Consider the following 21533-nt stretch of genomic DNA (forward strand, 5'->3'; position numbering starts at 1 on the left):
CGATCTTCGCCTTTGGTCACAAGCCGAAATGAAACACTGGGAATACAATTGCCGATTTTCTGGGCGGGACGCCAAAGTCGTTGCTGATATCGCCTGAACTAGAGAACGGAATTGTCCGCTGAGCAGCCTAAAGTTGCGGGAGCGCGAAGGCGGGCAAGCGATGAACGGTATCCGAACGGGATTTTTGGACTCCATCGGCAATACGCCATTGATCAGGCTGCGAATGGCGTCGGAGACCACAGGCTGCGAGATCTACGGCAAGGCCGAGTTTCTCAATCCTGGTGGATCGATAAAGGATCGCGCGGCCCTCGCCATAGTCAACGATGCTGAGCGAAGTGGCAAGCTCAGGCCGGGCGGCGTCATCGTCGAAGGCACGGCGGGAAATGTCGGCATCGGCATTACGCTCGTCGGGAATGCACGCGGCTATCGGAGCGTGATCGTGATGCCCGATACGCAGAGTCAGGAAAAGAAGGATATGCTGCGGTTGTGCGGCGCGGACCTGCGACTGGTCCCCGCCGTTCCCTATTCAAATCCGGGTCATTACGCCCGCTATTCCGGTCAGCTCGCCGAAAAACTCGGTGCATTCTGGGCTAACCAGTTCGACAACGTTGCCAATCGTGAGGGCCATTACCGCACGACCGGGCCGGAGATTTGGGAACAAACGGGCGGAAAGATTGATGGCTTTACCTGTGCTGTCGGCAGCGGCGGGACTTTGGGCGGGGTTGCGCGAGCCCTCAAGGAGCGCAATCCGGCGATCAGGATCGCGCTCAGCGATCCCATGGGGGCCGCGCTCTACAACTGGTTCACCAAGGGAGAGCTCACGACCGAAGGAGACTCGATCACTGAGGGGATCGGGCAAGTGCGTGTGACCAGGAACCTGGAAGGCACGCCGATTGATGCAGCGTATCAGATCACGGACGAGGAGGCGTTGCCCATTCTATTCGATATGATCGAGCACGAAGGGCTTGTGCTCGGTGGATCCAGCGCCATCAACATTGTTGGAGCGATGCGACTCGCGCGCGACCTCGGTCCGGGCAAAACCATCGTGACCATCCTTGCGGATGGCGGACAACGCTATCAATCCAAGCTGTTCAACCCGGAATTTCTGCGCAAGAAGAACCTGCCCACCCCGCATTGGATGCGATAGCAACCGGCATCGAGAGCCTCAGCAGCACATGTTGGACCTGATGGGGTCAGACTCAAGGCGGCAATATGGGTCGTGACGGCTCAAGTTCGTTCCGACCTGTAGACTCGGCATCGAGCCAATCGCGGCGAGCCGGCCCCGGCTCCGCAAATGTCCCATCCCGTCTCCATTGATGGCTTGCGGGCATTCGCCGCAATCTTCGCCTTCGGGCCAACAACGGAAGTCATGCCGGCCCGAGCTTGCCGTTCTCGTCTATGACACCACAGGCTAGGAACGTCGCACTTCGAAGTAGGTTTTTTCCCCACGATCGAACCCGGCGCTCTCGTAGAACCGTAACGTCGTCTCTCGCTTCGAACCGGTCGCCAAATGGACTTTGTAGCAATCGGCGCGCGCGGCAACATCAAGCGCGTATGCAAGAACCCGCCGGCCAAGCCCCAGGTTGCGGTACTGAGCGTGAGTCACCACGTTTTCAATGACCCCGTATGATCGAGCGCCCCGAGAAAGGTTCGGCACAACCGCGAGAGTGCACGAGGATACAAGCAGTTCTGCTGTTTGCGCCACGATCACGGTCATGAAGTCGGAAGTAAGCAAGGTCTTCCAAACGCGCTCAGCCTTCATCGTTTCCAGCGGAGGCTCATGCGGATGAAGGTGTTGGTAGAGGTTCAACACTCCGGCCAGATCGAGTTGAGTGGCAGAGCGGACAATGGCTTCGTGCATTTCGTAGATCTCACAAAAATGGGGACAGTGTCTCACCGGTCACGGTCAGATAGGATAATCACTAGAGGCCGGGAGCTTTCTAACTGACTGGCCCCGCTGTTGTTGAATGCGATCAAAGATCTGCGGATTGAATCCCGTGCACTGGGCTCGGGAGTGTCGGGTCATCGTAAGCTTAGGTTGTATTGCCCTCAATGCCGGAAAATCGATCTCAATCAGACACCATAACCTGCGCGCTGGCACATTGGCGCGGCAGATAACAGGCAACGCCCGAAACATGCGTTTCAACTCAGATGGCAGCTCCGGCCAGCAAGAAAGCGCCGCCGAGCGCGACCATCGCAACTCCAGGCCAGTTCGATTTGATGCCGAAGCCGCTGCCTGGCCTTTCAGGCTCCAGCGTGTCACGCCCGGAGCGAAGCCACCTTCCGCCGCTGAATCGGCCTCGCCAGATGGGTTGAAACGCCATTTGGAGAACGCCGCCGAAAACGAGGAGCACGCCAAGCCATATGAGAGTCATGCTCACCTCCTCTACCCGCGAACGCCGACGGACTGCTGCGCCGAGAAGCTTGGTGCAGCTAGCGCCTGCCCGCTGCTCTCGGAATCAGATCGACTTGACGATCGCCGGACGCGCCAGCGCGCCGCACGCAAGCCGGGGATCGCACCCACCGAAGCTCAGGTTACGTCCAAACGTCCCGCCTAGTCCTCGTCCGGCTCGCGCACGACCGGCGGTTCGTCGGTCTGGTCCTCATCGTCCTGCTCTTCCTCTTCATCGTCTTCATCGTCATCAGGATCTCGAGGCGGCATCGTGTTGGGCATGATCGCGAAGACATGCCGGTCGATCCTGGCGGGAACCAGCTCGGGGAGTTGGATCATGGTGCTGCTCCTCGGATGTGACCCTGGGACACTCTACTCCTTTTCGGCGGGGCAGACACGAAATTGGCGGCCGGCGCGGACAAGGTCCGGCCTCTGTCGAACGAGTGTCCGAGTTCGTCGCATTCGATCGTACCCTGAAACGAGGCGAACGGACCATCCGGAGCGCTTGCGTTGCCACAAGCGGCCCGGTTTCAGCCCAGCCTCATGCATAGCGCCCCAATTATTCACGACAGCATAGCAAAGCCCGCGCGGCCGGTGCAGCGCGGGCTGTTCGATTTTGCCGATTTTGCTCTTTTACGATTTGCTCGATGTGTCAAATCTTGTGATGAAGCCACCAAATTTGGCAGCCTCGGCACACGTCCTGACGCAAGACGTCAGTTCTTGAACCCGAGACTGGAGCAATACCATCAGATGTCATTGCCTCTCCACTTCGGTTGGAAGCGAACGGTGTCCGACAAGTCTGCCGTCTCAGCGCATTCTAAGGGACAAGCACTGCTCAGTCGCGTTTGGACTTCCGCGCTTTCGGTAGAGCGTGGCGCCACGCTGTCTCAAGTGCCGACTTCAGCTCGCCCGGTGTCAGCTTCGCCAGTGTTGCCGTGGTCCAGCCTTGCTTGCCCCAAGCGTTCGGTACCGGAGCGAACGCCTCCGGCGCCACGACGCATTTGAGCTCCTGCTCGTCCGGTGTGAACTTGAAGTTGGCCGTCTTGCCGTCGGCGGCGAGGGTCACGTAGATCCGGGCCACCTTGAAAGCGGCGCGATCAAAGTGGGGGGCCTCCGTCGTCTCGGACAGCGACAGGGCTATGCGGCGAAGGTCTGCGCCCGTGGCCATCGGCACCTCGTGAAAGAACAGCTCCCCGATATTCTAGCCGAGTCGTGGCTTTTAACACGGGGTCAAAAGCCGTCCTGCGCGCATGAGCCGAAGATGTCCGCCACCGAGGCTAGAGCCGACCACTCTTCACTTGCAAACGTCAATCTAAGCGATCAGCTGCCTCGCCGCCGCCGAGATCATCACCAGCCCTCCCGTGATCACCGCGACGTCCAGGATCGCGGTGTGGATATGCACCGGCATCCGCTCCACGAAAGCCTTGGCGAGGAACGCGCCGGGGATCGCAATTCCGCCGATCAGCAGCGCGAAGGCGAGCACCTGCGCCGTCACGGCGCCGGCGAGGCCAAACACCGAGATCTTGATCAGGCCGGTGCCGAGCGAGATCATCGCGTCGGTCGCGATCACGGCGGCACCTTCGAGGCCGGCCGCCATCAGGAGCGAGAGCAGGATCACGCCTGAACCCGAGGTGCCGCCGACCAGCACACCATAACCGACCGAGCCGGCGGCGAGGCCGCCGTCGCCGATCTTGACCTGGCGGCGGCGGAGCACGCGGCGCAGCGGCACGCTCAGGATCAGCATGGTGCCGATCACGAGCGCCGCACCGGCATTGGTGAGGCGCGTGTAGCCATAGGCGCCGAGCGCGGTGGTCAGCGTCGCGCAGGCCAGCACGATCAGCACGCGACGGCGGTCGGCATAGCGGACATAGGCAACAGCGCGGCTCGCATTGGTCAGCATCGCGGAGATCGCGATGATCGGCACCACGGGCTCGGCGCCGACCAGCGGCACCAGCACCAGCGGCATCAGGGCGCCGGTGCCGTAGCCGGCGAGACCACCGATGATCGAAGCAAACAACGCCACCGTTGCGACCAGCAGGAGCTGGAAAATCGAGATGTCGGCGAAGCCCGAGACGATGGTCACGTTCTCTCGTCGCGGCTGATGCGAGCCGCAGCTTGATCGGCGATGGCAGCGAGCGCGGCTTGCTCTAGTGGAAAATCCGCCGCAAGCCAAGCGTCCTCGGCGAGTGTCAACACATGCCCGAGCGCGGGTCCTTCGGCCAGACCGCGCGCGATGAAGTCGGCGGCCTTCAGCGGAAATTTCGGCGCAGTCCAGCGCTGCGGCAGCTCGGCCAGCGCGCGCCAGCGCGGCGAACGCACCTCGCCGGCGGCGCGCGCCCAGCCGAGCAAGACGCGATCGTGGTAGCGCTCCGCACCGAGCCGATAGAGCAAACGCCGCGCATCGGCCTCGTCCTTGGCGGCCAAGCGCCACCAGCGGTGGCCCATCGAATCCAGCGCCTTGGTTTCCGCGTTGGTGAGCCGCAAGCGCGCGGCGACGCGCTTGGCATCTTCGGTGACGGCGACCGTCAGCGCGGCCAGCCGCCGCGTGCTGCTTGCCGGCAGGCCGAGCTCGCGCTCGATCGCGATCATCGTCGCCAGGGGGCCGGTGTAGACCACGCCGCCGGTCAACGCCTGCAGCAATCCGCCCTCGGCCATGGCCAGCACGGCCGCGGCTGCACCGCCGGCCACCAGCAGCTTCAGCATCTCCATGCGCACCCGCTCGGCCGAGAGATTCGCAAGGCCCGCGCGTCGGCGAATGCAGGCGAGATAGCCGTCGCGGTCGGGCTCGCCGGCGCCGAAGGCGGCGTGGATGCGGAAGAAACGCAGGATGCGCAAATAATCCTCGGCGATGCGCTGATCGGGATCGCCGATGAAGCGCACGCGACGGGCTTTGGCATCCGCGATGCCGCCGACATAGTCGTAGACGAGACCGCTCGCATCGACCGATAGGCCGTTCATGGTGAAATCGCGCCGCTCGGCATCCTTCACCCAGTCGCGGCCGAAGGCGACCTTGGCCTTGCGGCCGAAGGTCTCGGTGTCCTCGCGCAGCGTCGTGACTTCATAGGGGTGCCCGTCGATGACGAGCGTGACGGTGCCGTGGTCGATGCCGGTCGGCACGCCCTTGATGCCGGCGGCCTTGGCGCGCCGCATCACCTCCTCCGGCAGCGCCGTGGTCGCGATGTCGATGTCACCAGGCTGAAGACCGAGCAGTGCATTGCGCACGGCACCGCCGACCACCCGCGCCTCCTCGCCATCGGTGCCGAGCAGCGCCAGGACACGCGCGGTCCCGCCTGCGGTCAGCCAGGGCGCATGGGCAAGTAAAGGCTCCGCGCTCATCAATCGGTCCCTATTTTTCCACGCCCGGCACGAGCTTGCCGTGCTCGATATGGGCGGGGATGTAGGTCGAATCCGGCGGCGCGCCGGAGAAATGCGCAAGGCCGATCAGGCCGGCGATCACCAGCACGATCGCCGCCAGCGCAAGACGCGCGACGATCGCGACCGGCCATGACGTTTGCACGAACAGGCCGGAGCGCGTGGCGGCCAGGAACAGCGCATAGACGGCAAAGGGGATGAGGAAGATTCCGATCTCGGTCAGAACCGTCCGGATCATGATGAATAGATCCGCTCATACAGCACACGCAGCATTCCCGCCGTCGCCCCCCAGATGTAGCGCTCCGCGAACGGCATCGCGTAGTAGGACCGCGCCATGCCGCGGAATTCCTTGCTGTGCACCTGGTGGTTCACCGGGTTCATCAGGAAGGATAGCGGCACCTCGAACGCATCATCAACCTCGGAATGGTTGATGGTGAGCGAAAAGCCGGGCCTGACCCTCGCCACCGTCGGCAGGATGCGGAAGCCGAAGGCGGTGCCGTAGAGATCGAGATAACCGAGCGGCTCGACGAAGTCTCTGGACAGCCCGACCTCCTCCTCGGCCTCGCGCAGCGCCGCATCGAGCGGCGAGGCATCGGTCGCGTCGATCTTGCCGCCGGGAAACGCGATCTGGCCGGCATGGTCGTTGAGATGCGCCGATCGCTGCGTCAAGAGGATGGTGGGCTCGGGATGGTCGACCACCGCGATCAGCACCGCTGCGGGGCGCACCGGCTGCTCGCGCGCGATGATCTCGAGCATCTTGTCGGTGCCGGGATCGCCCGAGGTGGGGATGATGTTTGGATCGTAGAGGCCGGGCGGCACGTCGAAGCCGAGCCGCGCCCTGGAGCGCGCGAAGAAATCCGCCGCGCCCAAGATGGCGGGATCACCCTCAGCCTCGCTCTCAACCTCACTCTTGGGGATAGGCTTGTTCAAAGCGCGGCCCTCACCTGCTCCGCATCGGCCATGGCGAAGAATTCGCCGGCCGACTCGACACCGAACATCGGCTGGCCATCGACCATCCGCTCCTCGCCCATGTCAACCAGATCGTAATAGAGCGCGCGCGTGACCTTGGCCCAGAGATCGGCGCGGACGTGCAAGTAGGGCGTCAGCCCGCCATCCTGCGCCTGCTCGAAGCGCAGCCGGTGCGCGGCATCGCAGGTGACCCAGTCATCGACATTGGTGCGGAAGCGCAGCACGTGATGATGGCCCTCGCCGTCCTTCTGCATCTCGACCGCCATGAACGGCGCATCATCGACGCGGATGCGGACCTTCTCGACCGGCGTGACCAGGAAATGCTTGTCGCCCTCGCGCTTGAGGATGGTCGAGAACAACCGGACCAAGGCAGGACGGCCGATTGGCGTCCCCAGATAGAACCAAGTACCATCGGACGCGATTCGGATGTCGAGATCGCCGCAAAACGGCGGATTCCACAGATGCACCGGCGGCAGGTCCTTTTTGGCGCCTTCCGCATTGGCAGCGCTTTTGGCGGCGGCAGTCAGCCCCTCAAGACCGCGATCGGCGCTCTGCCCTTGGTTCGCCATGGTTTGCCTTGACCTTGTGATTGGCACGATTGGTGCAGATCTACGTTGAACTCGGGTGTGCGGTTCCATCCGGAATAGCCCGGTGTGGAGGTCGCCACTTCGTGATGCCGTACATACCCCGAAGCCGATAAGGTGGGGATAGGTTAATTCAACGAATACATGGCCTTCCTGCAAGTCTAGCATAGGGCCCATGACCTGACGTGATGACCTGACGTGACGTGCTGACCTGACGATGCAAGCAAGCCGCGTGGCAGGCTGAAGGAGCGAACGAATGGCGGAGAGTGTCGAGAAACTCGAGGACGGGATCGTCCGTTCGGCCGAGCAGGTGTCGAGCCAGATTCGCGCGGCCAAGGACGCGATCGCCTCCGTCATCTTCGGTCAGGATCGCGTGATCGAGAACACGCTGGTCACCATCCTCTCCGGCGGCCATGCGCTCTTGATCGGCGTGCCGGGTCTCGCCAAGACCAAGCTGGTCGAGACGCTCGGCGTCACGCTCGGTCTCGATGCCAAGCGCATCCAGTTCACGCCCGACCTGATGCCGTCGGACATCCTCGGCGCCGAGGTGCTGGACGAGAGCACCACGGGCAAGCGCGCCTTCCGCTTCATTGCCGGTCCCGTGTTCGCGCAGCTGCTGATGGCCGACGAGATCAACCGCGCGAGCCCGCGCACGCAATCGGCGCTCTTGCAGGCGATGCAGGAGCAGCACATCACCGTCGCCGGTGCGCGCCACGATCTGCCGAAGCCGTTCCACGTGCTCGCGACGCAAAACCCGCTGGAGCAGGAAGGCACCTATCCGCTGCCGGAAGCGCAGCTCGACCGCTTCCTGATGGAGATCGACGTCGACTATCCCGATCGCGATGCCGAACGCCGCATCCTGTTCGAGACCACCGGCGCCGAGGAGACGCTGGCCAGGGGCGCGATGACGCCCGATGCGCTGATCACCGCGCAGCGGCTGATCCGTCGCCTCCCGGTCGGCGATTCCGTCGTGGAGGCGATCCTGTCGCTGGTGCGCTCGGCCCGCCCGGGTCCGGACGCCGGCGAAGCCGGCAAGTTCATCGCCTGGGGACCCGGCCCGCGCGCCAGCCAATCCCTGATGCTGGCGGTGCGCGCGCGTGCGCTGATCGACGGACGCCTCGCGCCGTCGGTCGACGACGTGCTCGACCTCGCCGAACCCGTGCTGAAGCACCGCATGGCGTTGACGTTCCAGGCGCGCGCCGAAGGCCGCACGATTCCGGACGTGATCCGGCAATTGAAGACACGGATCGGTTGATGGCAGCAGAGAACGGGCACGCAGCGAAGGAGACACTGGCGATCCGACGTGCCGATGGCGAAAGCCGCACGCTCGCCGCTTCGCTGCCGCGCCTGGTGCTCGAGGCCCGCCGCGTCGCCGCCAACGTCATCCACGGCCTGCATGGACGGCGCCGCGCCGGGTCCGGCGAAAATTTCTGGCAGTACCGCCGCTTCGTCTCGGGCGAGCCGGCGCAGAACGTCGACTGGCGCCGCTCGGCGCGCGACGATCATCTCTATGTCCGCGAGCTCGAATGGGAAGCCTCGCACACGGTCTGGATCTGGCCGGACCGCTCGCCCTCGATGGCCTTCGCCTCGAAGAGCGCGCGCGAATCCAAGCTCGAGCGGACGCTGATCGTCGCCTTCGCGCTGGCCGAGCTGCTCGTCGCCGGCGGCGAGCGCGTCGGCATTCCCGGGTTGATGGCGCCGACCGCAAGCCGCACCGTCATCGACAAGATGGCGCAGGCGATGCTGCATGACGATGCCGACCGGCTGAGCCTGCCGCCGTCCTTCGTTCCGGCCGCGCTGGCCGAGATCATCGTGCTGTCGGATTTCTGGTCGCCGATCTCCGAGATCAGGACGATGCTCTCAGGGCTCTCCGGCTCCGGCGCGCATGGCACGATCGTGCAGGTCGTCGATCCCGCCGAGGAATCGTTCCCCTATTCCGGCCGCGTCGAGTTCGTCGAGCCCGAAGGCTTCGGCGTGATCACCGCCGGCCGCGCCGAGAGCTGGGTTCAGGACTACACCGCGCGGCTCGCGCTGCATCGCGACCAGATCCGTGCCGAGACCAACAAGCTCGACTGGCTGTTCACGACGCACGCGACGGACCGCTCGGCCGCCGAGCTGCTGTTGTTCCTGCATGCGGGCATGCAGGTGAGCAAGTCGGGCGCCCGCACCACGACGATCAAGGCGGGGCCGGCCGCATGATGGGATTGCCGCTCGCCTTCACTCAACCGCTGCTCCTGATCGGCCTCGTCAGCCTGCCCGTGCTGTGGTGGCTGCTCCGCGTGATGCCGCCGCGGCCGCGCCGCATCGAGTTTCCGCCGACGCGGCTGTTGTTCGACATCGCGCCAAGGGAAGAAACGCCATCGCGGACGCCGTGGTGGCTGACCGCGCTTCGCCTCTTGGCCGCCGCGCTGGTGATCTTCGCCGCCGCCGGCCCGATCTGGAATCCGCAAACCGGCCTCGCCGGCAGCAAGGCGCCGCTGATGATCATGCTCGACGACGGCTGGAGCGCCGCCTCGCACTGGGACGTCAGGATCAGGACCGCCGACGAGCTGATCGCCAATGCCGACAACGACCGCCGCGCCATTGCGCTGGTGCCGCTGTCCGAGCCGAACCGCGACATCACCCTGATGCCGGCGGGGGCGGCGCGCGTCGCGCTGCGGCAACTCGCGCCGAAGCCCTATTCGGTCGATCGCATCGAGACGCTGGCTGCGGTCGAGCGTTTCCTCAAAGTCACCGGCGACTGCGAGATCGCCTGGCTGTCCGACGGCGTCGACACCGGCCGTGGCGAGGACTTCGTGGCGGGCCTCGGCAAGACCATCGGCGATCGCAGCCTGACCGTGTTCGAAGGCGGCACCTCCTCGCCGCTGGCCCTGGTCGCCGCCGAGAACGCCGCGGCGAAGATGACGGTGAAGGTGCTGCGCACCGACAGCGGCATCGCCGTCGGCACCGTGCGCGCACTGGACCAGAAGGCCTCGCCGATCGGCGAAGCCCGCTATTCGTTCGGTCCGCAGGACATGGAGACCGAAGCTTCGTTCGATCTGCCGGTCGAGCTGCGCAACGACATCACGCGGCTCGAGATCTCGGGCGAGCGCTCCGCCGGCGCGGTGCAGCTGCTCGACAAGCGCTGGCGCCGCCGCGCCGTCGGCATCGTCTCGGGCTCGACCAGCGAGACCGCGCAGCCGCTGCTGGCGCCGACCTTCTATCTCACTCGCGCGCTGGCGCCGTTCGCCGACGTCAGGCTCGCCGACAAGGGCTCGCCGCAGCAGGGCATCACGCAATTTTTGGACCAGAAGCTGCCGATGATCATCCTCGCCGATGTCGGCACGATCGCGCCTGAGCTGCGCGAGCGCCTCAATGCCTGGATCGACCAGGGCGGCGTGCTGGTGCGGTTTGCGGGGCCAAGGCTGGCGCAGGCCGAGGACGATCTGGTGCCGGTCAAGCTGCGCAAGGGCGGCCGCACGCTCGGCGGCAGCCTGACCTGGGAGAAGCCGCAGCATCTCGCCGCCTTCGCGGGCGATGGCCCGTTTGCGGGCGTCGCGGTGCCCAAGGACGTCACGGTGAGCCGGCAGGTGCTGGCCGAGCCCGACGCCGTGCTCGCCACCAAGAGCTGGGCCTCGCTGGAAGACGGCACGCCGCTCGTCACCGGCGAGCATCGCGGCAAGGGCATCGTCGGCCTGTTCCACGTCAGCGCGGACATGCGCTGGTCGGATCTGCCGATGTCGGGCATCTTCGTCGAAATGCTGAGGCGTGTGGTCGACATGTCCGGCTACACCACCAAGCCCGGCGCCGGCGTTGCCAGCGAAGCGACCACCGAGACGGTGGCGCCGCTGCACATCCTCGACGGTTTCGGCGCCTTCGGCCCGCCGCCTGCGACTGCAAAGCCGCTGGCCGCGGATTATCGCGACCGCGCCACCTCAGATCATCCGCCCGGCTTCTATGGTCCGGCAGAAGGACCGCTCGCCGTGAACACGCTTGCTAGCGCCGACCGCATCGCGGCCCTGAACACCGCGGGCCTCCGCGCCCGGCACGCCACCTACACCAATGCCGAGCCGCGCGACTTGCGCGGCTGGCTGCTGTCGACCTCGCTTGCACTGTTCCTGATCGACGCCATCATCGTCGCGGTGATCGGCGGCGGGATTGCCGCGCTGCTGCGCCGCCGCGCCGCACCCGCCATGATCGTGCTCGCCTTGCTCGCGGGGTTTGCATCGCTCGCGCCGACGCCGTCGCGCGCCGACGGCGTATCCGACGAGTTCGCGATGAAAGCGGTGTCGCAGACCCGCCTCGCCTATGTCGTGACGGGCAATGCCGACGTCGATTCCATCGTCAAGGCGGGGATGAACGGGCTGACGCTGTTCCTGGCCCAGCGCACGGCGCTCGAGGCCGGCGACCCCGTCGGCGTCGATCCCGCGCGCGACGAGCTCGCCTTCTTCCCGCTGATCTACTGGCCGATCGTGCCGGGCGCACCGAAGCCGCCGCATGAAGCCATCAACAAGATCGACGCCTACATGAAGCAGGGCGGCACCGTGCTGTTCGACACCCGCGACGCGATCGAGGCGCCGCCCGGCGCGAACGGCGCGTCGCAGACCCCGGGCATGCAGACCCTGCGCGAGATCCTGTCGTCGCTCGACGTGCCCGAGCTCGAGCCGGTGCCGCGCGAGCACGTGCTGACCAAGACCTTCTATCTGCTGCGCGACTTCCCCGGCCGCTTCACCGCCGGCCAGACCTGGGTCGAAACGTTGCCGCGCGAAGACGACGAGGACAGCGCGCAGCGGCCGGCGCGCGGCGGCGACGGCGTCTCGCCGATCATCATCACCTCGAACGATCTTGCCGGCGCCTGGGCCGTGCGGCCCGACGGACAGGCCATGCTGCCGGTGACCGGAGGCGACAGCCGCCAGCGCGAATTCGCCTACCGCGCCGGCGCCAACATCGTGATGTACACGCTGACCGGCAACTACAAGGCCGACCAGGTGCACGCACCGGCCCTGATCGAACGGCTGGGGCAATAGGATCGACATGAATTACGGCATCGCATTCACGCCGCTCGTTCCCGCGATCGTCCTGTGGCTCGCGCTGGCCGCGATCGTCGTGATCGCGCTTCTGCTGCTGGTGGCGCGGGCGCGCGGCGCTGCGGTGCGCGTGGCCGCTCTGGCGCTGTTCCTGCTGGCGCTCGCCAATCCCTCCTTCACACGCGAGGACCGCGATCCCCTCACCTCGGTCGCCGCAATCGTCGTCGACAAGAGCCCGAGCCAGAACTTCGGCAACCGCAATCGCGAGGCCGCAGCTGCGCAGGAAGCGCTGGTCGATGCCTTGAAGAAGATCAAAGGCCTTGAAGTGCGCGTCGTCGATGCCGGACAGGCCGACGGCGAGACCGACGGCACAAAGCTGTTCGGCGCGCTCGCCTCGGCTTTGTCGGACGTGCCGGTCGACCGCGTCGCCGGCGCGTTCCTGATCACCGACGGCCGCGTCCACGACATTCCCGCGAACGTTGCCGCGCTCGGTTTCCAGGCGCCGGTGCACGCGCTGATCACCGGACAGAAGGACGAGCGCGACCGCCGCATTGACATCACCGCCGCACCGCGCTTCGGCATCGTCGGCCAGACCCAGACCATCAGCTACCGCCTCGATGACCAGGGCGTCACGGGCGAGCGCGCCAGGGTCACGGTCCGCCGCGACGGCGAGGTCATCAACGAGCGCACGCTCTCGAGCGGCCAGGCCGCCAGCGTCGACGTCGACATCAAGCATGCCGGCCCGAACATCGTCGAGATCGAGGCCTCGCCGCTCGAACGCGAATTGACGCCGGTGAACAACCGCGCCGTGGTCGCGATCGACGGCGTGCGCGACAAGCTGCGCGTGCTCTTGGTTTCGGGCGAGCCGCATTCCGGCGAGCGCACCTGGCGCAATCTGCTCAAATCCGACGCCAGCGTCGATCTCGTGCACTTCACCATTCTGCGTCCGCCGGAGAAGCAGGACGGCACGCCGATCAACGAATTGTCGCTGATCGCGTTTCCGACCCGCGAATTGTTCCAGCAGAAGATCAACGAATTCCAGCTGATCATCTTCGACCGCTACGCCCGCCAAGGCGTGCTGCCGATCGCCTATTTCGACAACATCGCGCGTTACGTGCGCGCGGGCGGCGCGGTGCTGGTCTCGGCGGGCCCCGATTATGCCTCCAACACCAGCATCTGGCGCACGCCACTGGATTCGGTGCTGCCGGCCGAGCCGGTCGGCGTGACCGAGAAGCCGTTCTATGCGCATCTCTCCGACATCGGCAAACGCCATCCCGTCACGCGCGGCCTCGAGGGCTCCGCCAGCGAGCCGCCGCGCTGGAGCCGCTTCTTCCGCACCGTCGATACCCGCAATGCCGTCAACCCGCCGGTCATGACCGGCGTCGATGGCAAGCCGCTGCTGTTCCTGTCGCGTTTCGGCGAGGGGCGCGTGGCGCTTCTGCTCTCCGACCACATCTGGCTGTGGGCGCGCGGCTATGAAGGCGGCGGCCCGCATCTCGATCTGCTCAGGCGGATGTCGCACTGGCTGATGAAGCAGCCGGACCTCGATGAAGAAGCGCTGCGCCTCCAGGCGCAGGGCAAAGATCTCGTCGTGGTGCGCCAGACCATGGCGGACAGCGTCCAGCCGGTGAGCGTGACCTCGCCGTCGGGCGTGTCGCACGATTTGACACTGAGCCCCGGCGATCCCGGCGAGTGGCGCGCCAGCCTGCCGGCGAACGAGCTCGGCCTGTGGCAGGCCACCGACGGCACGCTGAAGGCGCTGATCAATGTCGGCCCGACCAATCCGAAGGAGTTTTCGGAAGTCACCTCCACCGTCGATACCTTGAAGCCGCTGACACAGGCAACGGGCGGCAACGCCGTGCGCGTCGCCAGTGGCTCCAGCGTCGAGCTGCCGCGCATCCTGCCCGTGCGTTCGGCCAGCGTCTTTGCCGGCGACGGCTGGATGGGCGTGCGGATACGCGACGCCAGCGTCGTCAAGGGCGTCGGCGTGCTGCCGATCTTCGCCGGCCTGATCGGCCTTCTGCTGCTGCTCGGCGCCTTCGCCGCGACCTGGGTCCGCGAGGGGCGGTGAACAAGGCGGATGAGACTCGCCTCGCGAGGACAATCGCATATGACCTTTGGCACCGCCTCACCGCACGCCTCGTCCTTCGAGACGACCGCTTCCAGCTGTCTCCTCATGAGGCCAAGCAACACCGCGCCCTGTTGAAGCTGTCGCCATCCACTCCGCCCTCATCCTGCGGAACCCGTCTAAAGCGGTCGTCTCGAAGGATGGCTGCAGGCGTTAGTTGCCCGAATGACACATCGCGAGGCTGGCCCACGTCAGTGAGCCCGCCCACCGTTGACATCCCTTAGCCGATCGCGCGATGTTATATTGTAACGTCGCGACGTCAGGGTTTGGCGCCTCGCGATGTGGGGTGGCGTTTGCAGATGAAGTGGGCCCGGTCGCATATCAGGCACGGTGCCCGGCTCGCGTTGTTCGCGATGCTGGTGCAATTCGCGCTGACCTTCGGCCATAGCCACTGGTTCGCACAGGCCGCCCCCCTCACCTCGCTCCAGCAGACGGACGGCGCCAAGTCGGTCGCCTCGGTCGACCGTGCGGCGGTCCAGAAGCAATCGCCCTCTGCCCCCGACCGCGAGCAGCCGGTCGACGACAATTGTGCCATCTGCGCCGTCGTCGCGATGGCGGGCACGGTCCTGTTCGCGACGCCGCCGCTTCTGCAGCTGCCGCAAGCGATCGAGCTGCTCTACCGCACCACGGACGCCGAATTCATCCATCTGAAATCGGCCGGCATGGCGTTCCAGCCGCGCGCCCCTCCTGCATCCTGACTCCCAGCATCACGTGATCACGCCCGAGTTCGCCGTTTCAGGCGATCGTCCGGGAAAAGTTGAAGTCGAATTCCGTCGCGCTGCGACGGCAGGCCGCCTCCGATCAGCAGAGCATCATCCGGACGGCGCCTGACTGGAATCAGGACCATGTCATTTCAATTGCGACGCGCGCAGCGCCTTGGCGGAGCCAGCCTGCTCCTGCTCGGCGCCGCCGCCACACCTGCGCTTGCCCAAAACTCGGCGCAGGACAAATCCTCGACCGAGATCCCGGCCGTCACCGTGACGGCGCCGAGCCCGATCGTGCGCAGGGTCGTGCCGACCCGCAGCCCGGTCCGTGTCGCGCGCACCGGGCGGTCGCGCAGCCAGCAGCGCACCGCGGAAGCAACGCCGGCACCGACGGCCGCGCCCGCGACGGCCGCGCCTCAGCAAGGCGTGCTGCCAATCGTGACCAACCAGTTCGCCACCGTCACCGTGGTGCCGAATGAGGAGATCCGCCGCGAGGGCGGCGGCCAGCTCGGCGATCTCCTGTTCTCAAAGCCCGGCATCACCGGCTCGAGCTTTGCGCCTGGCGCCTCCAGCCGGCCGATCATCCGGGGTCTCGACGTCAACCGCGTCGGTATCGTCGAGAACGGCACCAATTCCGGCGGCGCCTCCGATCTCGGCGAGGATCATTTCGTTCCGATCGATACGCTCGCAACCAACCAGGTCGAAGTGGTGCGCGGGCCGGCGGCGCTGCGCTACGGCTCGACCTCGATCGGCGGCGTCGTCAGCGCCACCAACAACCGGATTCCGGATGCGCTGCCCTCCTGCGCACCGTCTTTCCAGACCTATGGCCTGCCGACCAAGGCGCCCCTCGCGAGCGCCGCGACCTCGCCTTGCGTCACCGCCGAGACGCGCACCGCGTTCAGCTCGGTCGATCGTGGCGTCGAAAGCGGCGTGCTGCTCGATACCGGCGGCGGCAATTTTGCGTTCCACGCCGATGCCTATGGGCGAACGACGTCCGACTATTACATTCCGAGCTATCCATACTTGTTCGACCAGACGCGGCCAGTCGGCAATCGCCAGCCGAACTCGGCGACGCGCTCGGATGGCGCCTCGATCGGCGGGTCCTACATTTTCACGGGCGGCTTCATCGGCGCATCGATCACGCAGAACGATTCGCTTTATCATATCCCCGGCATCGATGGCGCCGATCACCAGACCCGCATCGATGCGCATCAAACCAAGATCAACGTCAAGGGCGAATATCGCCCGGATGGCGCCGCGATCGACACGATCCGCTTCTGGGCCGGCGCCACCAACTACCGTCACAACGAGCTGGGTCTCGCCGATCCCACCGATCCGACGACCGATGGCGTCCGGCAGACCTTCACCAATCGGGAAGAGGAGATCCGCGTCGAGACGCAGCTGATGCCGTTCAATGCACGCTTTGCCGAGGTGACGACTGCGTTCGGCTTTCAGGCAGGCCATCAGGAGCTGACAGCGCCGAGTCCGGACGATCCAGGCTCGCTGTTCAACGGATTGTGGGACCCGAACCGCAACTACCGCATTGCCGGCTACGCCTTCAACGAGTTCAAGTTCAGTGAACAGACGAGAGCGCAGATCGCCGGCCGCATCGAGCATGTCGAGCTGCACGGGTCGACGCCGGATTTCCCGGCGGATTTCCTGCCCGATGGCAGCCCTCAAACCAGCGTCGTCCGCAATCCGTCCTTCACGCCCAAGAGCGGCAGCATCGGCCTGTTGCAGGATCTGCCCGGCGGCATGGTCGGGAGCATCACCGCGCAATATGTCGAGCGCGCACCGAAACCGGCCGAGTTGTTCTCGCGCGGCGGCCACGATGCGACCGCGACCTTCGACATCGGCAATCCGAACCTCACGATAGAGACCGCCAAGTCCGTCGAACTCGGCGTGCGCAAGGCGACGGGACCGCTCCGCTTCGAAGCGACCGTCTACTACACGCATTTCGACAATTTCATCTATCGCCGCCTCACCGGGGTGATGTGCGATGGCGACTTCGCCTCATGCGGCAGTCCGGGCGCCGAGTTGAACCAGGCGGTCTATTCGCAACGCAATGCCAATTTCCGCGGCGGCGAATTCCAGTCGCAGCTCGATATCGGTGCGTTCCAGGGCGGCATCTGGGGCATCGAGAACCAGCTCGACGTGGTCCGCGCCACCTTCAGCGACGGCACCAACGTGCCGCGGATTCCGCCGGTGCGCATGGGTGGCGGGGTGTTCTGGCGCGACGACAACTGGCTGATGCGGATCAACCTGTTGCACGCCTTTGCGCAGAACAACGTCGCCGTGATCGCGGAGACGCCGACGGCTGGCTACAATTTGCTGAAGGCGGAGGTGAGCTACAAGACCAAGCTCAACCCCAACGCCTTCGGCGCGCGCGAGATGCAGGTCGGCCTCGTCGGCAACAATCTCCTCAACGAGAACATCCGCAACTCCGTGTCCTACACCAAGGACCAGGTGCTGATGCCCGGCATCGGCGTCAGGGCGTTCGCGAACTTCAAGTTCTGAGCGTTGCTTGTGCCGGGGCCCAAAAGGGCTCCGGCATACACCGTCATTGCGAGGAGCTCTTGCGACGAAGCAAGCCGGACCGCCTCTGCGGAACGATTCTGGATTGCTTCGCTACGCTCGCAATGATGGAAGATGAGGCGCCGCCGTGCTTCCAATCCACGGCCTGATCGATCCTCCGGGTGAGTTGGTGGTCGTAGGCTCAACTCACCCCTGACCACCCGTCACCGGTAGGATCTACGGACTTAGCAGCTACCCTCGCGCCTTGCTCCAATCGGGGCCGACCGGGCCTGACACGCCCTCGAAGGCGCCGTCGACGAGCTCGAACACCAGGATGCGGGCGGCGTCGACGGGGCCGGGCATGGTGACGCGGCCCTTGGGGACCGGCTTGAAGCCGACGCGGCTGTAATAGGGCTCGTCGCCGACCAAGAGCACGAGGCGATGACCTTTTTCCCTGGCGTCCTTCAGCGCGCGCTCCATCAACAGACGGCCAATGCCGCGGTCGCGGAACGGCGGCTCGACGGTGAGCGGCCCGAGCAACAGCGCGGGCGTGTCGCCGATCAGGATCGGCAATTGCCTGACCGAGCCGACCAGCAGCGTGCCGATGCGGGCGGTGAAGGACAGTTCGAGCAGATGATCGACGTGCTCGCGAATGCGATAGGCGCTCAGCACGAAGCGGCCGGGACCGAAGGTACGTTCGTGCAGCCGCTCGATCGCCTGGGCGTCGCCGGCGGCTTCGGGAAGGATGGTCAGTGAGAGATCGTTCATGTCAATTCGCGGAGTAGCACTTGCGCATGCGAAGGTCCATGGGCGGTGTCAGTGCCTGGCTTCACAGCTCCCAGCGGGGCGAGCTGCAGGCTTGCTCAACCTGCATCCCGTTTCAATGCCGGCTGGGACAGGTAGGCCAGCATCTTCATCTCGCGCCGCCCTCGCGTGACCGTGTCGAGCACGAGCCCCGACGACGCCGACAGCAGGGCCATGATCATCAGGCCCATCGACAGCACGGCGGTCGGCAGTCGCGGCACGAGGCCGGTTTCGATGAAAGTGATCACGATCGGGATCGCGAGAATGATCGAAGCCAGCGCCAACAGGATCCCGATCACCGTGAAGAAGCGCAACGGCCGCTCCGAACGGTAGAGCTTCAGCATGGTGCCGAGGATGCGAAATCCGTCACGCCAGGTGTTGAGCTTCGAGAACGAGCCTTCAGGGCGTGCGTAGTAGGGCGTCTCGACCTCGGCGACCGGCAGCGACAGTTCCAGCGCATAGACCGCGAGCTCGGTCTCGATCTCGAAACCGTCGGAAAGGACGGGAAAGGATTTGACGAAGCGGCGCGAGAACACCCGATAGCCGGACAGGATGTCCTTGAAAGCGTAACCGAAGGTCGACGACAGGAAGCCGGTGAGCATGCGGTTGCCGGTGCGGTGGCCGAGCCGGTAAGCGGCCTGGACCTGATCGACGCGAAGGCCGACCACCATGTCGAGATGATCGTCGAGCAGCCTGTCGATCATGCGCGGCGCGCTCGGCGCATCGTAGGTGGCATCGCCGTCGACCAGTACATAGACGTCGGCCTCGATGTCCGCGAACATGCGGCGCACGACGTGGCCCTTGCCCTGCCGGCGCTCGCTGCGCACGATCGCGCCGGCTTCGCGCGCAACCGCGGCGGTCCGGCGCGCGAATTGTTGTCGTAGACGTAGATCTCCGCCGAGGGCAGCGCCTTGCGGAAATCGGCAACGACGGTCGCGACCGCCGCCTCCTCGTTGTAGCAGGGCACCAGCACGGCGATGCGAAGTTGCGTTGAGGTCATCGCGACGGCACTCCGAGGCTTGTCGGCTCGCGCCCGAGCGGCGCAGCCTGCCGTGCCTGTTCCTGCTGCATCAGCCAGGCGAACGCGGTGCTCCACAGGGAAAGCATCGCGATCGGGCACGATGTAATAGGGCGTGAAGATCGGATGGCTCAAGAAGAAGCCGAGGTTGACGATGGAATTCATCCAGTATCCGAAGGGCCTTTGGGGCGCGTTACTCGAGCCGCGGATCCAGTCCACCTCTCCCCGGCGGGGAGAGGTGCCTTGAATTCCTGGCTCGCATCGAGTGAACCAAATCTCGCTCTATGCGCGATGAGATTTGGATGAATCGTCATCGCGCTTTAGCTTGTTATCTACGCATGATCTTTCCGGAAAACCGCTTCGCACTTTTCCGGATCATGCTTTAGCACAGGCCGCCCTCAGCGCCACGTCGCAATCAGGGGCTTGCCATCCAGCACTTCCGCGATCCGCAGCCGCGTGCCGGGCGTGGTGCCCTCGGGCAGCGCGGTGATGGCGAAGAAGCCGCATTCGACGATCTCGCGGTTGGGCTCGGGCGGCCGATCCTGCCTGAACTGCCTCACCACGTAGACCGCGACGTGGTCGCGGCGGGAGACGTGGCTGTTGAGGAAGATGCCGTGCAGGACCGCCTCGCCGGTGAGATCGATATCGCCCTCCTCCTTGAGCTCACGCCGCAGCGCCTCTTCCATGGCCTCGCCGAAATCGACGCCGCCGCCCGGCAGATACCAGCCGCTGACGTAGCTGTGCCTGACCAGGAACACGCGGTTGTCGGCATCCAGCACCACGGCGCGGACACCGAGCGTCATGCCGCGGACGAGCAGGAAATAGACGTGGAAGATCCGCCGCAGCAACGGCTCGAACTTCCGTCGGACCCGGTTCAGACGTTCTCCCATCAGGCTTCCTTGCCGCCCCATTTCAGGCCCTGCTTGCGCGTTCCTCGCGACCTTGCCATTACAGCGGAGCAATAGCGAGGCAATCGCGCGTCATGGCCCCCTTCACGCTCGCCCATCTGTCCGACCCGCATCTGGCGCCTTTGCCGAAGCCGCGGCTGATCGAGCTCGCCGGCAAGCGCGCGCTCGGCTATGTCAACTGGACGCGCAACCGCCACAAGTACCAGCGCCGCGAGGTTCTCGACGCGCTCGTCGCCGACATGAAGGCGCAGGCGCCCGACCACATCGCGGTGACGGGCGATCTCGTCAACCTCGCGCTGGAGGCGGAATTCGCGCCGGCGCTGGCCTGGCTCGAGAGCGTCGGCCCGCCCGACCGCGTCACCGCGATTCCCGGCAATCACGACGCCTATGTCAGCGCGACGCGTCATCGCTTCGGCGAGACGTTCCTGCACTACATCGCCGCGGATACACCCGGCGCCGCGGCCTTCCCCGCGGTGCGCCGGCGCGGGCCGCTCGCGCTGATCAGCCTGTCCACGGCGGTGCCGACCCTGCCGCTGATGGCGACTGGCACGCTCGGCCGCGATCAGCTCGCCTCGCTCGCGGACGTCCTCGAACGGCTCGCGACGGAGGACGTCTTCCGCGTGCTGCTGGTGCATCATCCGCTGAAGTCCAGCGCACGCCAGAAGCGGATGACGGACGCGCCGGAATTGCTGGCGCTGTTGAAGCGTCATGGCGTCGAGCTGGTCCTGCACGGGCACGACCACGTTCATTCGACGATATGGGTCGAAGGCCCCAAGGGCAATATTCCAGCGCTCGGCGTGCCCTCGGCCTCCGCGCTCGCGCACGGACGCTATCCGGCGGCGGCGTATAATCTGTTCAGAATCGAGAAGGACAATGCCGGCTGGCGCTGCGAGCAGACGGTGCGGAGCCTCGGGGCTGGATTCCAGATCGGACAGATCAAGCACACACGGTTGATTTGATTTGCTGGCATTGCGAGCGCAGCGAAGCAATCCAGGAATCTCTCCGCGGAGGCAGTCTGGATTGCTCACATGGGGATTTGGTGTGTCAAGGCGGTTTGTTCAGCTCTTTGTTCGATTGCAGGCCAGCTCTTCGTCCCGACCGTGGAGCACGTAGGATGGCGCGCGCAGATCGAGT

Annotated in this window: 18 protein-coding genes and 1 pseudogene; 8 read left to right on the top strand and 11 right to left on the bottom strand. The window is 65.5% G+C overall.

What is annotated here, in order from left to right; all coding sequences use genetic code 11:
- Positions 1–160 precede the first annotated feature (160 nt).
- A complete protein-coding gene (locus tag EAV90_RS22100) occupies positions 161–1147 on the top strand; it encodes a cysteine synthase A (protein WP_122406827.1) in 987 nt (328 codons plus the stop codon).
- Positions 1148–1411: 264 nt separating this feature from the next.
- Here EAV90_RS22100 and EAV90_RS22105 read toward each other — a convergent pair whose 3' ends face one another.
- From EAV90_RS22105 to EAV90_RS22140, 8 genes are all read right to left on the bottom strand, one after another.
- A complete protein-coding gene (locus tag EAV90_RS22105) occupies positions 1412–1861 on the bottom strand; it encodes a GNAT family N-acetyltransferase (protein WP_122404837.1) in 450 nt (149 codons plus the stop codon).
- Positions 1862–2554: 693 nt separating this feature from the next.
- A complete protein-coding gene (locus EAV90_RS39605) occupies positions 2555–2731 on the bottom strand; it encodes a hypothetical protein (RefSeq protein ID WP_160118873.1) in 177 nt (58 codons plus the stop codon).
- Between the two features lie 496 nt (positions 2732–3227).
- A complete protein-coding gene (locus EAV90_RS22115; RefSeq protein ID WP_122404839.1) occupies positions 3228–3560 on the bottom strand; it encodes an MmcQ/YjbR family DNA-binding protein in 333 nt (110 codons plus the stop codon).
- 144 nt (positions 3561–3704) lie between these two features.
- Positions 3705–4475 (bottom strand): sulfite exporter TauE/SafE family protein, encoded by a 771-nt coding sequence (locus EAV90_RS22120; RefSeq protein ID WP_129144649.1) that lies wholly within the window; start codon positions 4473–4475, stop codon positions 3705–3707.
- A complete protein-coding gene (locus EAV90_RS22125; protein WP_129144650.1) occupies positions 4472–5728 on the bottom strand; it encodes a CCA tRNA nucleotidyltransferase in 1257 nt (418 codons plus the stop codon). The genes EAV90_RS22120 and EAV90_RS22125 overlap by 4 nt, the downstream gene beginning before the upstream one ends.
- A gap of 10 nt (positions 5729–5738) precedes the next feature.
- Positions 5739–6002: a DUF6111 family protein gene (locus EAV90_RS22130; protein WP_129144651.1), complete on the bottom strand. Its 264-nt coding sequence runs from the start codon at positions 6000–6002 to the stop codon at positions 5739–5741.
- On the bottom strand, positions 5999–6694 hold the full coding sequence (locus tag EAV90_RS22135; protein WP_129144652.1) for a CoA pyrophosphatase: 696 nt from the start codon (positions 6692–6694) through the stop codon (positions 5999–6001). Before EAV90_RS22135 ends, EAV90_RS22130 begins: the two co-directional genes overlap by 4 nt.
- Positions 6691–7302, bottom strand: coding sequence for a DUF1285 domain-containing protein (locus EAV90_RS22140; protein ID WP_129144653.1), 612 nt, complete (start codon positions 7300–7302; stop codon positions 6691–6693). Before EAV90_RS22140 ends, EAV90_RS22135 begins: the two co-directional genes overlap by 4 nt.
- 271 nt (positions 7303–7573) lie before the next feature.
- On the opposite strand from EAV90_RS22140, the gene EAV90_RS22145 reads away from it, so the two are divergent.
- From EAV90_RS22145 to EAV90_RS22170, 6 genes are all read left to right on the top strand, one after another.
- Positions 7574–8572 (top strand): AAA family ATPase, encoded by a 999-nt coding sequence (locus tag EAV90_RS22145; RefSeq protein WP_122404845.1) that lies wholly within the window; start codon positions 7574–7576, stop codon positions 8570–8572.
- Positions 8572–9516 carry a DUF58 domain-containing protein gene (locus EAV90_RS22150; protein WP_129144654.1) on the top strand — a complete coding sequence of 315 codons (945 nt, stop codon included), beginning with the start codon at positions 8572–8574 and terminating at the stop codon, positions 9514–9516. Before EAV90_RS22145 ends, EAV90_RS22150 begins: the two co-directional genes overlap by 1 nt.
- On the top strand, positions 9513–12323 hold the full coding sequence (locus tag EAV90_RS22155) for a DUF4159 domain-containing protein (protein WP_129144655.1): 2811 nt from the start codon (positions 9513–9515) through the stop codon (positions 12321–12323). Before EAV90_RS22150 ends, EAV90_RS22155 begins: the two co-directional genes overlap by 4 nt.
- 7 nt (positions 12324–12330) lie before the next feature.
- Positions 12331–14394: a hypothetical protein gene (locus tag EAV90_RS22160; protein WP_129144656.1), complete on the top strand. Its 2064-nt coding sequence runs from the start codon at positions 12331–12333 to the stop codon at positions 14392–14394.
- Between the two features lie 356 nt (positions 14395–14750).
- A complete protein-coding gene (locus EAV90_RS22165) occupies positions 14751–15149 on the top strand; it encodes a DUF2946 family protein (protein ID WP_129144657.1) in 399 nt (132 codons plus the stop codon).
- 147 nt (positions 15150–15296) lie between these two features.
- Complete coding sequence (locus EAV90_RS22170; RefSeq protein WP_129144658.1) at positions 15297–17672, top strand: TonB-dependent receptor; 2376 nt, start codon at positions 15297–15299, stop codon at positions 17670–17672.
- A gap of 249 nt (positions 17673–17921) precedes the next feature.
- On the opposite strand, the gene EAV90_RS22175 is transcribed toward EAV90_RS22170, so the two are convergent.
- The 3 genes and pseudogenes from EAV90_RS22175 to EAV90_RS22185 form a co-directional block, all read right to left on the bottom strand.
- Positions 17922–18437 carry a GNAT family N-acetyltransferase gene (locus EAV90_RS22175; RefSeq protein ID WP_129144659.1) on the bottom strand — a complete coding sequence of 172 codons (516 nt, stop codon included), beginning with the start codon at positions 18435–18437 and terminating at the stop codon, positions 17922–17924.
- A 95-nt stretch (positions 18438–18532) separates the two neighbouring features.
- Positions 18533–19473: pseudogene (locus EAV90_RS22180) on the bottom strand (glycosyltransferase family 2 protein).
- Positions 19474–19889: 416 nt separating this feature from the next.
- Positions 19890–20381: an NUDIX domain-containing protein gene (locus tag EAV90_RS22185; RefSeq protein WP_122404854.1), complete on the bottom strand. Its 492-nt coding sequence runs from the start codon at positions 20379–20381 to the stop codon at positions 19890–19892.
- A gap of 92 nt (positions 20382–20473) precedes the next feature.
- Between EAV90_RS22185 and EAV90_RS22190 the strand changes: the two genes are divergently transcribed.
- Positions 20474–21358 carry a metallophosphoesterase family protein gene (locus tag EAV90_RS22190; RefSeq protein WP_129144660.1) on the top strand — a complete coding sequence of 295 codons (885 nt, stop codon included), beginning with the start codon at positions 20474–20476 and terminating at the stop codon, positions 21356–21358.
- Positions 21359–21533 lie beyond the last annotated feature (175 nt).

Origin of the sequence: Bradyrhizobium vignae (genome assembly GCF_004114425.1) — a bacterium.
GTDB lineage: Bacteria > Pseudomonadota > Alphaproteobacteria > Rhizobiales > Xanthobacteraceae > Bradyrhizobium > Bradyrhizobium vignae.